The 15,814-nt window shown below is 62.0% G+C and carries 11 protein-coding genes and 1 riboswitch; of the genes, 8 read left to right on the top strand and 3 right to left on the bottom strand.

Annotation, left to right across the window (positions count from 1 at the left end; all coding sequences use genetic code 11):
• Positions 1-54 precede the first annotated feature (54 nt).
• Positions 55-1,653 carry a phosphoglucomutase (alpha-D-glucose-1,6-bisphosphate-dependent) gene (pgm, locus tag D3791_RS08640; protein ID WP_172511919.1) on the top strand — a complete coding sequence of 533 codons (1,599 nt, stop codon included), beginning with the start codon at positions 55-57 and terminating at the stop codon, positions 1,651-1,653.
• On the opposite strand, the gene D3791_RS08635 is transcribed toward pgm, so the two are convergent.
• Both D3791_RS08635 and D3791_RS08630 read right to left on the bottom strand, forming a co-directional pair.
• Positions 1,650-3,098, bottom strand: coding sequence for an amino acid permease (locus D3791_RS08635; protein ID WP_172511918.1), 1,449 nt, complete (start codon positions 3,096-3,098; stop codon positions 1,650-1,652). The two genes, pgm and D3791_RS08635, sit on opposite strands and share 4 nt — an antisense overlap.
• 79 nt (positions 3,099-3,177) lie before the next feature.
• A complete protein-coding gene (locus D3791_RS08630; protein ID WP_246241959.1) occupies positions 3,178-4,629 on the bottom strand; it encodes an aldehyde dehydrogenase family protein in 1,452 nt (483 codons plus the stop codon).
• A gap of 41 nt (positions 4,630-4,670) precedes the next feature.
• On the opposite strand from D3791_RS08630, the gene D3791_RS08625 reads away from it, so the two are divergent.
• The 7 genes from D3791_RS08625 (at position 4,671) to D3791_RS08595 (ending at position 12,510) form a co-directional block, all read left to right on the top strand.
• Positions 4,671-6,239, top strand: a complete 1,569-nt coding sequence (locus D3791_RS08625) for a hypothetical protein (RefSeq protein ID WP_172511917.1) — start codon at positions 4,671-4,673, stop codon at positions 6,237-6,239.
• Positions 6,236-6,601, top strand: a complete 366-nt coding sequence (locus D3791_RS08620) for a GntR family transcriptional regulator (RefSeq protein WP_022874429.1) — start codon at positions 6,236-6,238, stop codon at positions 6,599-6,601. Before D3791_RS08625 ends, D3791_RS08620 begins: the two co-directional genes overlap by 4 nt.
• 37 nt (positions 6,602-6,638) lie before the next feature.
• Positions 6,639-6,733, top strand: a riboswitch (TPP riboswitch).
• On the top strand, positions 6,723-7,517 hold the full coding sequence (gene thiM, locus D3791_RS08615; protein WP_172511916.1) for a hydroxyethylthiazole kinase: 795 nt from the start codon (positions 6,723-6,725) through the stop codon (positions 7,515-7,517). Its footprint overlaps the riboswitch before it by 11 nt.
• Positions 7,510-8,151, top strand: coding sequence for a thiamine phosphate synthase (thiE, locus tag D3791_RS08610; RefSeq protein ID WP_022874431.1), 642 nt, complete (start codon positions 7,510-7,512; stop codon positions 8,149-8,151). Before thiM ends, thiE begins: the two co-directional genes overlap by 8 nt.
• Complete coding sequence (gene thiD / locus D3791_RS08605; RefSeq protein ID WP_246241956.1) at positions 8,148-9,575, top strand: bifunctional hydroxymethylpyrimidine kinase/phosphomethylpyrimidine kinase; 1,428 nt, start codon at positions 8,148-8,150, stop codon at positions 9,573-9,575. The genes thiE and thiD overlap by 4 nt, the downstream gene beginning before the upstream one ends.
• A gap of 29 nt (positions 9,576-9,604) precedes the next feature.
• A complete protein-coding gene (locus D3791_RS08600) occupies positions 9,605-10,882 on the top strand; it encodes a uracil-xanthine permease family protein (protein WP_172511915.1) in 1,278 nt (425 codons plus the stop codon).
• A gap of 221 nt (positions 10,883-11,103) precedes the next feature.
• Entirely contained in the window at positions 11,104-12,510 is a 1,407-nt protein-coding gene (locus D3791_RS08595) for a sugar porter family MFS transporter (RefSeq protein WP_022874434.1), read from the top strand.
• A gap of 87 nt (positions 12,511-12,597) precedes the next feature.
• Here the strand turns inward: D3791_RS08595 and D3791_RS08590 are convergent, their stop codons facing one another.
• A complete protein-coding gene (locus tag D3791_RS08590) occupies positions 12,598-15,786 on the bottom strand; it encodes an HAD-IA family hydrolase (protein WP_172511914.1) in 3,189 nt (1,062 codons plus the stop codon).
• Positions 15,787-15,814: the final 28 nt, after the last annotated feature.

Below are 15,814 nucleotides of genomic sequence, written 5' to 3'. Positions count from 1 at the left end.
ACTTACTATTCTTCTATGAATTCGCATAAAGCGCATCAACCTGAGAGGCAATTTGTGGCACACCTTCGAGCTGGCCAACCAGCAAACGAATCCGACCTGATTAATCTTCAGGAGGTGCTCGATGCCTACAGCAGCATCATTCCTTCCAGCGACAACCCTGACCAGGCCGTCATCTTCGGCACCTCGGGACACCGCGGCACCTCGCTGAACGGCACCTTCAACGAAGCACATATCGCCGCGATTACCCAGGCTGTCGTGGACTACCGCGTGAGCGCCGGCATCACCGGCCCGATGTACGTCGGCAAGGACAGCCACGCGCTCTCGGACCCTGCCTACCAGACCGCCCTTGAAGTGCTCGCGGGAAACAACGTCGAGGTCCTCGCCGAAGACGGACTGACTCCTACCCCAGCGGTCAGCCATGCAATCCTCGTCCACAACGCCAGGGGCGGCGATCAGGCAGACGGCCTGATCATCACCCCGTCGCACAACCCGCCAACCGACGGCGGCATCAAGTACAACCCGCCTCACGGCGGCCCGGCAGAATCCGAAATCACCGGACCCATCGCAGCCCGTGCCAATGAGCTGCTGGCCAGCGGAGAAATCAAGCGCGGCGAAGCTGCCGCCAAGCCTTTCGATTTCCGCGAGTTGTACATCACCGACCTGGCAGAGGTCATCGACTTCAAGGTCATCGCTGAATCCGGCATTTCCATCGGAGCTGACCCGCTAGGCGGAGCTTCGGTGCACTACTGGGGCGAGATCGGCCGCCGCTACGGCCTGAATCTGGAGGTAGTCAACGAAACCGTTGACCCGCGCTTCGGCTTCATGACCTTGGACAAAGACGGCAAGATCCGCATGGATTGCTCCTCGGCCCACGCCATGGCATCGCTGGTTGCGAACCGCGAAAAGTATGACATCGCCACCGGCAATGACGCGGACGCGGACCGCCACGGCATCGTCACCCCCGACGCCGGATTGATGAACCCTAACCACTTCCTGGCGGTGGCCATCGACTACCTGTTGACCCATCGCGGGAACTGGCCGGCAGATGCCGAGATCGGCAAGACCCTGGTCTCCTCGATACTCATCGACAAGGTCGTCGCCTCGCACAACCGCACCCTGCGCGAGGTCCCGGTGGGCTTCAAGTACTTCGTAGAGCCTCTGGCCTCTGGCAAGGTGGCCTTCTGTGGCGAAGAGTCCGCCGGCGCAAGTTTCCTGGACTTCTCCGGCAAGGCCTTCAGCACCGACAAGGACGGGCTGATGCTTGCCTTGCTGGCCAGCGAGATGCGCGCGGCCACCGGAAAGAGCCCGAGCCAGTTGCACGCGGAACTGGTGGAGCGCCACGGTTCCAGCTTCTATGACCGCTTTGATGCCCCGGCTAACCGCGAGCAGAAAGCCGTGCTTTCCAAGCTGGATCCTTCGATGGTCGCAGCGACCGAGTTGGCGGGCGACGCGATCACCGCAAAGGTGACCGAAGCGGCTGGTTTCGCCATTGGCGGCCTGAAGGTTTCCAGCGAGCATGCTTGGTTCGCGGCCCGTCCTTCAGGCACCGAAGACATCTACAAGATCTATGCGGAATCAACAAAATCACCCGAGCATCTGCAGCAAGTGCTCGCTGAAGCTCGGGTGATTGTTGACGCTGCTCTGGCTGGCTAGTTCAGCTTCGCGGTCCATGGGTCAATGACCTCGGCTGGCTGCTTGCGAGTAGCCAGCCAGTGGCCCAGCCACAGCAAGAGGAAGATCGGCAGGCCGACATAGCTCGAAGCCATCTGCAGCAGATTGCCGTCCAGGACTGCCTGGTAGTTCTGGCCGGCGATGACCACCAGCAGGATGACGAAGGCAAGGATTGGGCCTAGAGGGAACAGCGGAGCCTTGTACGGCAGATCGGCCAGGTCCTGACCGCTGGCCAAGTAGGCCTTGCGGAATTGATAGTGGCTCACCGCAATGCCAACCCACGCAATGAATCCGGACAGCCCCGAGACGTTCAGCAGCCAGGTGTAGGCCTCGCCCTGTCCGATGATCGCCGTCAGGAACCCGAAGAGCCCCACCGAGGCGGTCAAAAGCATGGCCGGCACCGGAACGCCACGCTTGTTCAAGCGGGCGAAGATCTTCGGTGCTTTGCCGTCTTTGGCCATGGAATAAAGCATGCGCGCAGAGGCATATAGGCCGGAGTTGCCTGCCGACAGGATGGCCGAGAGGATCACTGCGTTCATCAACGCGGCGGCGAACGCGATGCCGGCTCGCTCGAAGACCAAGGTGAACGGCGAGGTGGCGATGTCCGATGCTTCGGATGACAGCAGTGAAGGATCCAGGTATGGGATCAACATGCCGATGACAAAGATGGCGCCGATGTAGAAGAGCATGATTCGCCAGAAGATGGTCTTGATGGCCTTCGGAACATCGCGCTGCGGGTTTTCCGCTTCACCTGCGGCAACACCAACCAGCTCGGTTCCCTGGAACGAGAAGCCGGCAATCATGAACACCGAAACGATGGACAGCCATCCGCCCACAAATGGCGCGTCCCCGTCGGTCCAGTTGCTAAATCCTGGCGAGGTTCCGCCGATGATGCCGAAGATCATCGCGAAGCCGCAGATCAGGAACACGATGACCGTGATGACCTTGATGGCAGCGAGCCAGTATTCGCCTTCGCCGAAGGCCTTGGACGACAGGGCGTTGAGCCCGGTGAGCAGCACCAGGAAGATGGCGGCCCAGATCCATCCGGGAGAGTCCGGGAACCAGTAAGACATCACGATGCCCGCGGCAACCAGCTCGGCGGCGACGGTAATAGCCCAGTTGAACCAGTAGTTCCACCCGATCGCGAAGCCGAAGTGGCGGTTGACGAAGACGGTGGCGTAGGTCTGGAATGAACCTGCCACAGGAAGTCGTGTACTCATCTCGCCCAGTGACTGCATCAGCAGCAGCACCATGATGCCAATCAGGGCATAAGCGACGAGCGCGCCACCCGGGCCAGCTTCAGAGATCGTGCCGCCGGACGCGACGAATAGTCCGGTACCAATTGAGCCGCCAATGGCAATCATCTGCATGTGGCGAGCTTTGAGGCCACGCTTCAGGCCGTCCTGCGACGGTGCGGGCTCAGTCATGCGTTACATCTCCTGATGCTTAGAAATTTCCAACCTTTCAATCCAAGCACTCTGACCAGTCGCAAAGCTATGAACCGCGCTACAGTAAGCGATCAATAATCTTTCGCTTAGCCCACGAATACGGAGGATAAATTGCGCTCAGGGTATCAACCACCGTGGTTTTGTTGAGTTCCGAACGCATTTGCGAAAGCCGATCAAAGCCATGCTTCCCGTGATACGAACCCATGCCGCTTGCGCCTACGCCGCCAAACGGCAGGGTGGGAATGACCATCTGGGCCAAGGGAGCGTTGTGCACAATAGCGCCAGCGCGCACCCGGTCCGAGAAAATCGACTGCAGCCGAGGGCTCTCGCTCATCAGATAGGCCGCTAGCGGCGAGGGGCGCCGGGCAATGAATTCCAGGGCTTCCTCGAAAGTCTTGACCTCGATGACCGGAAGAATCGGGCCGAAGATTTCCTCGCTCATCAGAGTGCCATCCAGGTCGACGTTGCGCATGATGGTCGGTGCGATACGCAAGGTCTCTTCGTCATACTCGCCACCGAACACCACCTCGCCCTGTTCAAGCATTGCAAGCAAACGCTCAAAATGCTGGCTGCTGGCAATGCGCCCGAAGTCGGGGTGGGTAATGGGTTCCTTGCCGTAGAAGCTGGTGATGGCCTGCCCCAGGCGGTTGATCAGCGGCGTGGCATCTCCAATGCACAGGATGTAATCCGGTGCGACGCAGGTCTGGCCGGCATTCATGAACTTCGCATAGGCCAGGCGCTTGGCGGTGGCTGGCGAGTGGTTGTCCACGACCGCCGGAGACTTTCCGCCGAGCTCCAGCGTGGTCGGGGTCAGGTGCTTTGCGGCCGCCATCGCGACAATCTTCGCAACCCGCTCTCCGCCGGTGTAGAAGATATGGTCCCAGCGGGCTACCAATAATTCGGTAGCAGTATCCACTCCGCCTTCAATGACCGCGAAAACCCGTTCATCAAGATAGAGCGGCAGGAATTTCGCCAAAGCGCCCGAGGTGGCAGGAGCTAATTCGGAGGGCTTGATGACCGCGGCGTTGCCGGCGGCAATGGCGGCTACCAATGGTGCCAGCACGAGCTGCAGCGGGTAGTTCCACGCGCCGATGATCAGGACCACTCCCAGGGGGCGCGGTTCGATCTTGGCCATGGCTGGCTGAAGTGCCAGTGGCACCTTCACCCCGGTGCTGTCCATCCATTCGGCCAGGTGCCGCAGCGCGAAATCGATCTCGGCGCGCACCACGTCGACCTCGGCGAATTTGGCTTCGGTGGGGCTCTTTCCCAGGTCTTCGTTCAATGCCTGGAGGAAGTCATCAAGGTGCTCTTCGAGCATCTTCTCCAGGGCACGCAGCTGCTGGATCCTAAAGCGGCGCGGATGGGTAATTCGCGCATCGGCCGAGCGGCGAAGATGATTCAGAACCGTGGCGATGCGGGAAGGATGCTCGTCCACCGGAGGAGCGGAATCGCCGACCGGCTCGGGCAATGGAGTGGAGGTAAACAGACCCATGTTTTGAGCGTACGCCACCGAGCGGAATTTCTATTGAATAATTCGCCGAAGGATTCATTATGTATCAACCATTTGATACATTAACGGGTATGGAAGAGATTTCTGCGAGCGCCTTGTCGATGGCCGTGGTTGCCACAATCATCTACCTGTGGCTCCGTTCCGTCGCCCATCGCCGTGGCACTCAAGCGCTCCGACGGGCACAATCGCATTCGTTCTGGTGCGCGCTCATCGCATTCTTCCTATCCACATCTTGGGATCTTGCCCAATTCTGGTCGGTCCCCGCGCAATCGCAGTCAATGCTCACCCTGGTATTCATCGCGTTGAACGCCGGTGGGTGGCTGGCTGCGGTTTACATCATTGGGCTCTTTACCTGGCCAAAAGAACTGCAAACGGTGCGCGTGGCCTCATTGGAACCGCGGAGTTTGACGACCCCTTTCCCGCGGATGCTCGGCGCCCTTGTTGGCATCTTGGCGATCGCCGCGTCCTGCCTGATATGGCCTGTCTCGAAGGTCGCTGCCTATGTCTCTGAAAGCGACCGGGAAGGAGTACCCGCGCAGGATTATTCAAATTTCTCTGAAGTCCGCTGGGATGGCCTCGATAGGTGGCGCCCGGGCACCGAGGTCGCACCGTTATTTGCACTGTGCATCGCAGGCGTTCTGCTAGCGACTGCCCTCATCGCGTTCATCATTCTCAAACGCAGGCCACTGGCTGGAATCTCAGTTGACCACAACCAGCAGTTGCGCGCTGTCTGGCTCAACAGGCTGCTGCGGAACTGTGGCTGGGTGCTGATCAACATCGTTGGTTCAGAAATTTCCTACGCAAACCCGATCCTGGGTACCGGCTGGAACACCGTGTCCACATTCGGCTTCATCACTCTGGGTTTCGTGTTGTTCGTCTGGGCCCCGAAGTTCGCAGTGGCCAACGTTGGAAGGAACGCAAAAGCCAGTGCATCTAGCCGGATGCGCGACCACAGCAACGCTGTATCGTACGTCCTCAACTCGTTGATGGTGCTCGCCGCCTACGCGATTTGGATTGCCTGCAGTTACCGTTTCGAGCATTTATCCGAAGCCTTTGGCCCGGCCAGAGCGCAAGCCGCCAGCAATACGCTGATGCTTGCCTTGTCCGGAGCCGCAGTGGCCATATACCTGGTGCTCTCGGCTGGTTTCGCGTTCTATGCGCATCTGCGCGCAAAGCTGGGGACGCCAAGGGAGCCCATCAGCGAAAACCTGCCTGTCTGGGTTTACTCGTTGGCGGCACTGTTCATCGCCAGTGGAATCTTCATGCTGTACACGCCGCAGACTTTGACTCCCGGCGCAGAACTGGCAGTTAGCCCATGGGTCAGCACCGGGATCGTCCTCGGCTTGCTGCTCATTGCAGCCGGATATATCTGGTGGACGCGGCATTGCTCCGTTCCATGGCAAGTCACCGGCGAGCAGGAGATCTGGTACCGGCAAGTCTTGGAGTTCCGGGCCCTACGCATTCTCTGCAGTGCATTATTCCTCTTGCCCGGTGTGGCCTCGTTTGATGAGCCAATGGTCATAGCCATTGGCGTTGGGCTCTTCTGCATCCCTTCCTTGCTCGTGGTCAAACGCCCGAATGCCCGGCTCTTGACGAATGTTTCGGCATGAGCACGCAGATCAGTGTGGACCTCGAGGCGGCCACTGCACCCTACGAACAGATCCGTTCGCAGATCGCCTCGCTTATCAACCTCGGCGAATTGACGGCCGGGAGCAAGCTGCCCACCGTGCGCGCGCTGGCGACGGATCTGGGAGTGGCAGCCGGAACGGTGGCCCGCGCCTACAAGGAATTGGAAGCCGAGGGCCTGATTTCTTCGAGGCGCCGTGCCGGCACGGTAGTGAACGCGCGCCCCGAACCCGTAGACGCACATGAAGATCTGGTGGCAGCCGTCGACCACCTCTGGGAGTTGGCTGCCGCGCAACAGGTGGATGCAGCGACGCTGAAGGCCCTGGTGGCGCGGCGTGAACGGTAAGGATTTGTTCTAGGCAACCCTTCTGCGTACTCTCTAAATCAGTGACACGGGGTGTCGGAGAAGCCGACTGAGATGAAACCCGTCGAACCTGATCTAGTTCACGCTAGCGGAGGGATGTCGCATGACTCTGCCTACCGTTGCCCAAAAATACCGGCAACGCTCCCCCTTGGTTTTTTGCCTGACCAATACTGTCGTCACCAACTTCACCGCCAATGTCTTATTGGCTTCGGGTGCTTCACCGGCCATGACCAACTTGCCCGGCGAGGCCGGCGGGTTTGCGGCCCTGGCCTCGGCGGTACTGGTGAATCTCGGTACTCCCAGCACTGAGCAAATGGTTGCCATGGAGGAAGCGGTGGCTTCGGCGAGCGCCGCCGGAACCCCGTGGGTATTGGATCCGGTAGCCGTGGGCGCTCTGTCCGTGCGCACCGACTTCGCACGCCGTATTGTGCAGCAGCGCCCCACCTTGATCCGCGGCAACGCTTCGGAAATCCTGGCCCTGGCCGGCAAGGACTCCAGCGGCCGCGGCGTTGACTCGGCCGATACCGTCCAAGCAGCGCTGGATGCCGGACGCGAACTGGCCAGCAAGCATGGGAGCGTCGTGGCCATTTCCGGTGAAGCCGACGCCATCATTGACGCAAATCGCACCGTGCTGGTGCACACCAACGGCTTAGGACTGACCAGGGTCACCGGTGGCGGGTGCGCGCTAGGCGCGTTTAGCGCCGGCATGATCGCGGTACACGAGGACCCTTTTGAAGCGGCCATCGCCGCCCACGGCTTCTATGGCCTCGCGGCAGAAAAGGCGCTGGCCGCCAGCAACGGCCCGGGCAGCTTCGCTGTCGCCTTCCTTGACGCCCTGGCCGCCACCGAACCTGAAGAACTGCAGAATTTGAAGTACGAGGAACTGAACCATGGATAATATCGGCGCATATCTGGTAGCCAATACCGCCAGCTGCACTCCACGCACCACCTTGGAAGTCATTGAAGGCGCGGTGGCTGGTGGCATCGAGTGGATCCAGCTGCGGGCCAAGGATGAAACCGCCAGGGAATTCTTCGAGCTGTCATGTGCAGCGGCCCGGCTTACCGAGGGCAAGGCGAAGCTGCTGATCAATGACCGGATCGACGTGTTCCTGGCTGCCCGCGCGGCGGGGGCGGCAGTCAACGGCATCCATATCGGGCAGAAGGACATTCCGGTGCGTCTGGCACGCCAGATCATCGGCGAAGGCATCATCGGCCTGAGCGCTTCCACCGATGAGCAGCTGGCGCAGGCCAATCTTGATGCCGAGGCCATCGACTACCTTGGCGTCGGCGCAGTGCGTGCCACCCCGACCAAAAAGGACCACCCCACCCCGTTGGGCCTGGATGGTTTTGCGCGTGCCGCCTCGCTCACCGAGCTGCCCTGTGTCGCCATTGGCGCGATTACCGCTGAAGACGCCGGCGCCATCCGCGCCGGTGGAGGTTCGGGCCTGGCGGTAGTCCGGGCCATCTGCAATGCCGAGAACCCGCAAGAAGCCAGCGAACAGCTGGTCGCTGCCTGGGTGGCGGTCCAGTGAAAAACATTCTCTCGATCGCCGGCTCTGATCCCTCGGGCGGTGCCGGAATCCAGGCGGATCTCAAAGCCATCGCCGCCAACGGCGGATACGGCATGTGCGTAATCACCGCGCTGACCGCGCAGAACACCCAAGGGGTGAGCGCGGTGCAGGCCATCGGCGGCGAGTTTGTGCTCGCCCAGTTGGAGGCCATCAGCGCCGACGTGCAGATCGATGCGATCAAGATCGGGATGCTGGCCAACGCCGAGGTGATTCGCGCGGTCAACGGATGGCTCGATACCGTCGATGCCCCCGTGGTCCTGGACCCGGTCATGGTCGCCACCAGCGGAGACCGGCTCCTGGAGGACGAGGCGGTGCTCGATTCGCTGTTGGACCGCGCCTCGGTGATCACCCCGAATCTGCTGGAGCTAGCCAGCCTGCTGCGTGAACCGGCAGCAGCCAGCTGGCCGCAGGCGCTGGAGCAGGCTCAATGCCTGGCCGCGAAGCATGGTTCGCTGGTCCTGGCCAAGGGCGGGCACCTGGCCGGTGAACTCTGCCCCGACGCCCTGGTCTCGGGCGAAGGCGTGCTGGCCGAGTTCAGCAACCCGCGCCTCGATACCAAAAACACCCATGGCACCGGTTGCACCCTCTCAAGCGCCCTGGCCACCCTTTTCGCAGCATCCGGCGACTGGGTCTGCGCCCTGGAGAAGGCCAAGGCCTATTTGTTCCGCGCCATCGGCGCGGCCGATGAACTGAACGTCGGCAGCGGGCACGGTCCGGTGAACCATTTTGCTGACTTCTTCAGCGACACCGATCCGATGGATAGCTGGTGGCAGCAGATCCAGGGGCTGCGCGACTCGATCGACAACCTGGAGTTCATCACCCAGCTGGCCGATGGCACGCTGGCCGAGACGGACTTCGAATACTATCTGGCCCAGGATGCGCTGTACTTGCAGCGCTACGCCCAGGTGTTGTCCGAGGCCAGCGCCTTGGCCCCGGATCTTGAGGCGCAGCGTTTCTGGGCGAATTCCGCCAGCGAAATCCTGGAAGGCGAGTTGCAGCTGCATCGCAGCTACCTGGCTGAGGGGACCGCGAACCCCAGCGCCATCACGCTGAACTATGTGAATCATCTGGCTGCGTCCGCTTCGAGCTATGCCGAGCTGATTGCCGCGATCCTTCCCTGCTACTGGCTTTACCAGGACATCGGCAAGCGCCTGGCCTCGGCTAACCATCAGGCACACCCGTATAAGCAGTGGCTGGTGACCTATGCGTCCGAGGAATTCGACCGCGCCACGGAACGCGCCATCAGCATGGTGCGCGAAGCATGGAAGCAGGCTGATGACGGGCTGCGCGAGCGGATGCGGGTGGCATTTATGCGATCTTCAGAACATGAAGTGGCCTTCTTCGATCAGGCACGGCAGAACCGAGTAGAATTTCCTACGGTCTGAAACGCGCGGGCCACGATCTGGAGGATTGTATGAGCTGGAGCATTCACGGTAACGGAAAGACCATCACCCCAGGCGAGGTCGTCGCCCCGGAGGAACGGCTGCACTGGCCGCAAACCATTACCATTGGCGCCCAACACATCCTAGCGATGTTCGGCTCCAGCATCCTGGTCCCCACCTTGACCGGTTTCCCGGTCACCACCACTTTGCTGTTCACCGGCTTGGCCACCATCATCTTCCTGCTGATGACCAACAACAAGGTGCCCAGCTACCTCGGTTCCTCCTTTGCGATGATCGCTCCGGTCATCTCCACCACCCAGTCGCACAGCATGGCTGGCGCGCTGGGCGGCATCGTGATGACCGGCGCCCTGCTCTTCGTGGTGGGCCTGATTGTGCAGGCGACCGGCACCGGCTGGATCCACGCGCTGATGCCTCCGGTGGTGATGGGCACGATCGTTGCCCTGATCGGCTTGAACCTCGCCAGCGCAACGCTCGCTCCGATGACCGATGTCCCGCTGACCACGTTCCTGACGGTGATTTTCACGGTGCTGGCCACGGTGGCCTTCAAGGGCCTGCTGGGCCGCCTGTCGATTCTTGTCGGCTTGGTCCTGGGCTACCTGGTGGCTTTGGCGCAGGGCCAGGTGGATTTCAGCGCGGTCCAGTCAGCCAGCTGGGTTGGCTTGCCGCAGTTCACCGCTCCGAGCTTCCACTTTGATACCGCGTTGATGTTCCTGCCAGCCGTCTTCGTGTTGATTGCCGAGAACATCGGACACGTGCGCACCGTAGGCGTGATGACCGGCCGGGACCTGTCGAAGTTCAACGGCCGCGCGCTGATGGCCGATGGCGCTGCCAGCGTTGTTGCCGGTCTCGGTGGCGGTTCTGCCACCACCACCTATGCGGAGAACATCGGCGTCATGGCCGCCTCCCGCGTGTACTCCACCGCCGCCTACTGGGTGGCGGCCATTGTGGCGATGGCCTTGGCCTTCCTGCCGAAGTTCGGCGCCCTGGTCGGCACCATTCCGGTGGGTGTCATCGGCGGGTTGGGCATTGTCCTGTACGGCATGATCGGCATCGTCGGCGCGCGCTTGTGGATCGAGGCGAAGGTCGACTTCGGCAATCCGATCAACCTGATGACCGCGGGCACCGGATTGATTATCGCCATTGCCGTCACCAGCGATATCAGCTTCGGCCAGTTCCAGCTCGGCGGCATTGCCCTCGGTTCGATTGCCACCTTGGTGGTCTTCCACTCGATGCGTGCGGTGGCCAAGCTGCGCGGCAACGATCTCGCGGATCATTCGAAAGAATCCTGAGAGTTCAAAAAATTTTTTCGGCCGGCCGGTGTTGCGACTTTGTTCGCGAGACCGGCCGGCTTTTTGATGCAATCCCCGGCTGGTTAGGCAAGAGACGCAGAGGGTAGAACAACAGTCTGGGTGAAACATGTAAGGACTCCTTCCAAAATGTGATTGTTATCCCATCAAAATCTGAAAATTACGGATTTCCAGCCCGGACAAATCAGATAGCATGGCAGATTGTGACTGCGACAACATCAGACGGAAAACTCTCCGCACGACTCATCTTCATCGCCCTCGGGGCGGCATTGGGTGGGTTCGTTTTTGGATATGACTCATCAATCGTTAACGGCACCGTAGACGCTGTCGAGCACGAATTCGGGCTCAACGCGGTAACTATCGGTTTCACTGTTTCCTGCGCCTTGCTCGGCGCAGCTCTCGGCGCATGGATTGCAGGCATGGTCTCCGAACGCGTAGGACGCGTACGCACCATGCTCTTCGCCTCCATCCTCCTTGCCATTTCGGCCATCGGTTGCGGCCTGTGCTTCAGCGCAGCCGACCTCATCGTATGGCGCATCGTCGGCGGCATCGGCGTGGGCTTCGCTTCGGTGATCGCCCCTGCCTACATCGCCGAGGTCTCCCCAGCGGCCCACCGCGGACGCCTGGGCACCATGCAGCAGATGGCCATCGTGCTGGGCATCTTCGTAGCCTTCCTGGTCAGCGCACTGCTGGTCTTCGTGATGGGCTCCGCAGATGCAACCGGCTTGTTCGGCCTGGCTGCATGGCGCTGGATGTACCTCTCGCTGCTGGTTCCAGCAGTGCTCTACGGCGTGCTCTCGCTGCGCCTTCCGGAATCCCCTCGCTACCTCGTTGAGCGCGGCCGCTACGTTGAAGCAGCTACCGTGCTGACCCGCGACATGGGCATGAACGCCGGCGAAGAGACCGAGAAGAAGATCGAAGAAATCCGTGCCACCGTGCACGTGGAACGCCGCCAGAAGTTCAGCGACCTGCTGGGCCGCTTCGGCTTCCACCCGCTGGTGTGGGTAGGCATCCTGCTCTCGGTCTTCCAGCAGTTCGTCGGCATCAACGTGATCTTCTACTACTCCACCACCCTGTGGAAGTCCGTGGGCTTCGCCGAATCGGATTCCTTCACCATTTCGCTGATCACCTCGGTGACCAACGTGGTGGCCACCATCGTGGCAGTGCTGCTGATCGACGTCCTGGGACGCAAGCTGCTGCTGACCATCGGCTCGGCCATCATGACCCTGTCCCTGGGCATGATGGCAGTGGCCTTCGCCCAGTCGGAGACCATCAACGGCGCAGTATCGCTGCCTGGCAGCTGGGGCATCATCGCCCTGGTCTCGGCCAACCTGTTCGTGGTCGGCTTCGGCGCTACCTGGGGCCCGGCCGTATGGGTTCTGCTCGGCGAGATCTTCCCGAACTCCATCCGCGCCATGGCCCTCGGTGTGGCCGCCGCCGCACAGTGGATCGCCAACTTCATCGTCTCCACCACCTTCCCGGCCCTGGCCGACGCAGGCCTGGCGCTGGCTTACGGCATCTACGCAGTGGCCGCGCTGCTCTCCTTGCTCTTCGTGATCTTCATGGTCAAGGAGACCAAGGGACGCACCCTGGAAGATATGAAGCTGTAAAGCACGCTCGCTCTTAGCTGGGCATGAATGAGGCGGTGCGGAACCATTGTGGTTCCGCACCGCCTCATCGTTTAACCCCGGCCGGGGCTACCAGGCCTTGCGGGGCACATCCACCCCGGCCTCGCTTTGGACTTCGAGGACCTTGTCCAGGCTCGGGCGTCCCTCGCGCACCGGACCCTGATCGGCCAGCGGAACCACGATGCTTTCCCCCGGAACCAGGTCCACCTGCTCTCCGCGCACCCAGATCGGGCGCGAATGGGCGCCGTCCAAGGTGAAGGTGATGCTCTCGCGTTCCAGGCGGACCGCGATGCGCATGCCGTGCCAGGCCAGGCTGAAGCTGATCGAGCGCCATGCTTCGGGCAGGCGCGGGTCGAAGCACAGCCGGTCATCGTCATCACGCAGGCCCGCGAAGCCGTAGATCAGCCCGGACCAGACACCGCCGGTGGAGGCCACGTGCACACCGTCGCCGGTGTTGCCGTGCAGGTTCTCCAGATCGACGTTCAGCGCGTGCTCGAAGTACTCCCATGACAGCTCGCGGTATCCGACCTCGGCAGCCAGGATGGACTGCACCGTGGCCGAGAGCGTCGAGTCGCCGGTGGTCAGCGGATCGTAGTAGTTGAAGTCCGCGAGCTTCTGTTCGGCGGTGAAATCGCTGGAGCGCAGCCACAGGGCCAGCACCGCGTCGGCCTGCTTGATCACCTGGAAGCGGTAGATCACCAGCGGGTGGTAGTGCAGCAGCAACGGGCGCTTATCCGGACCGGTATTGGCCAGATCCCACACCTCGCGGTTCAGGAAGTGCTCGTCCTGCGGGTGGATGCCAACAGATTCCGAATACGGAATATGCATGCAGTCAGCGGCCTTGAGCCAGAGGGCGATTTCCTCGTCGCTCAACTCCAGCTTGCCGGCAAGGCTGGCGTACTGCTCGGGGTGCTGCCCGGCCAGCTCGGTGAGCAGCTGGGCGCTGCGCCGCAGGTTAAAGCGGGCCATGACGTTGGTGTACAGATTGTCATTGACCACCGCGGTGTACTCATCCGGTCCGGTCACGCCATGGATGTGGAAGCGCTCATTGCCTTCCTGGCCGCGCCAGAATCCCAGCGACGCCCACATGCGGGCGGTGCCCGCCAGGATCTCCGCGCCCCCGGCCAGCAGGAACTCGTCGTCCTCCATCACGCTCAGATAGCGGTTGAGCGAATACACGACGTCCGCGTTGATGTGATACTGGGCTGTGCCCGCCGGATAGTACGCACTGGCTTCTTCACCATTGATGGTTCGCCACGGGAAGAGCAGGCCGGCCTCGTTCATGATGCTGGCCCTGCGTGTAGCGGCCGGGATCATCGCGACCCTGGCGCGCAGCGTATTACGGGCCCACTGCTGGTTGGTGTAGGTCAAGAACGGCATCACGTAGATTTCGGTATCCCAGAAGTAATGCCCGGAATACCCGTTGCCGCTCACGCCCTTGGCGCTGATGCCCAAACCGTCAGCGCGGCCGGCGGCCTGGGCCAGCTGGAACAGGTTCCAGCGGATCTTGCGCTGCAAGCCGGCGTCGTCGCAGTCCACCACAACATCGCTGCGCTGCCAGAAGTCGGCCATGAAGTCGCGCTGGGTGCGGAAGTGCTCGTCCATGCCCTGCTCGACCAAGTGGTCCAGGGCGCGATCCGAGCGCTGCAGCATTTCCTGGGCGGGATGGCGCCGCGAGCAGTTGTAGACCGCGTACTTCGAGACGCGGATGCCCTGACCGGCCTCCAGCCGGGCGCTGATGACCTCGTCGGCGCTTTCATCCGAGGTCTTGCGGTCGATGCGCAGCTGCTGGTCGGCGCCGCCGGTGGTGCTCACCTGGTGCTCGACCATTGCCGCCACGGACATGCCGGAGCCCGGGACCGCATAGGAGATCCCCAGGCGCGAGCCGTTGACCGCGTTCCCTGCCGGGTGCAGCGGATTCTGGCTGGCCTCTTCGCTCTTGCGCGGATCGGCCACCCCTGCTGCGGAGGCATCGGTCTCCTCCGGCGAGGCCACCGTGCGCGCCGAGCGGTAGCCCACGACCGAAGACTGCACGAGCACCCTGGCCGGGGCATCCAGCAGCCGGACGTGGACGTCCTGCAAGGCCAGGTGCCGGTCGGTGAAGGAAATCATCGTACGGGCCATGACGGCCACGCGGTGCCCCTCAGCGGTGCGCCACAGGGTGCGCGCGCACAAGGTTCCGTCGCGGAAGTCCAGGCGCAGCTCATCGCGAAGCATCTCGGTGCGGCCGACTTCCAGGGCTTCATCGTTGATGAAGACGCGCAAGGTCCTGAAATCCGGGGCGCTGATCATGGTCTGTCCGGTTTCAGCCAGGCCGAAGGCGCTTTCAGCGTGCCGGATCTGCCAGGCCTCGTGCAGGCCGTTGATGAATGTTCCGCCGCTCTGGTCGCCCAAGCCCAGCTGGGCGGCCCGTGCGCCGAGGAAACCATTGCCCAGGGAGAAGACGGTGTCTTGGGCGCCGTCGGTGTCGCGGTGCTCATCGCGCAGCAAGGACCAGGAGTCCATTTCCCAGGCTTGAACTGAATCCTCGGAGACGAGTTCTGCAAGATCCTCGATGACAAAGTGCGCGCCGGCTTCCATCAGCTCGGCCGCGTTCTCCTCGCGTGCCACGCCGACCACGCCGAAGCCTCCGGCACGGGCTGCGGCCACGCCGCTGGTGGCGTCCTCGAAGACCACGCACTCTTCCGGGCGCCAGCCCAGATCAGCCGCGGCCGCCAGGAAGGTGTCCGGGGCTGGCTTGCCGGCCAAGCCGCGGGCGGCGGCTTCCTGCCCGCCCATCACCAGCGGGAAGTGCTCTTCCAGGCCCGCGGCAGAAAGCACCATGCGGGCGTTGCGGGAGGATGAGACTACCGCTACGTCCAGCCCTGCTGCGAGGACCTGGCGCAGGTAGGCCAGGGAACCCGCGTAGGGTTCGATGCCGTCGCGCAGCAGCACTTCGGTGAACTTGTCGTTCTTCATATTGCCTAGGGCGCAGATTGTGTCCAGGCCGGCGGGATCCTCTACGGTGCCCCAAGGCAATTCGAGACCACGCGAGGCGAGGACGGCTTGCACCGCGTCATAGCGCGGGCGTCCGTCGAGCAAGTTGAAATAGTCTTGCTCGGTGTAGCTGGCCACGCCCGGGAATTGGTCAAAATAGGCAGAGAAAAGTTCATGCCAGGCCCTGCGGTGAAGCAGTGCCGTTGGTGTAATCACACCATCCAGGTCGAAGAGGACGGCTTTGTAATCACGGTGTCGGTACTCAGGTCGATAAGCGTTCACGATCGAAATCCTTCGAAAGAGGAGCAAA

It is taken from the genome of Glutamicibacter mishrai, from assembly GCF_012221945.1.
In the GTDB taxonomy this organism is placed as follows: domain Bacteria; phylum Actinomycetota; class Actinomycetes; order Actinomycetales; family Micrococcaceae; genus Glutamicibacter; species Glutamicibacter mishrai.
This window is presented reverse-complemented; position numbering and strand designations above follow the sequence as displayed.

Bases quoted from the DNA above. Each gene is read 5' to 3' on its own strand.
- D3791_RS08620 (WP_022874429.1), top strand. From the start codon at position 6,236: ATGAGCACGCAGATCAGTGTGGACCTCGAGGCGGCCACTGCACCCTAC.
- D3791_RS08600 (WP_172511915.1), top strand. From the start codon at position 9,605: ATGAGCTGGAGCATTCACGGTAACGGAAAGACCATCACCCCAGGCGAG.
- D3791_RS08625 (WP_172511917.1), top strand. From the start codon at position 4,671: ATGTATCAACCATTTGATACATTAACGGGTATGGAAGAGATTTCTGCG.
- thiM (WP_172511916.1), top strand. From the start codon at position 6,723: ATGACTCTGCCTACCGTTGCCCAAAAATACCGGCAACGCTCCCCCTTG.
- D3791_RS08635 (WP_172511918.1), bottom strand. From the start codon at position 3,098: ATGACTGAGCCCGCACCGTCGCAGGACGGCCTGAAGCGTGGCCTCAAA.
- thiE (WP_022874431.1), top strand. From the start codon at position 7,510: ATGGATAATATCGGCGCATATCTGGTAGCCAATACCGCCAGCTGCACT.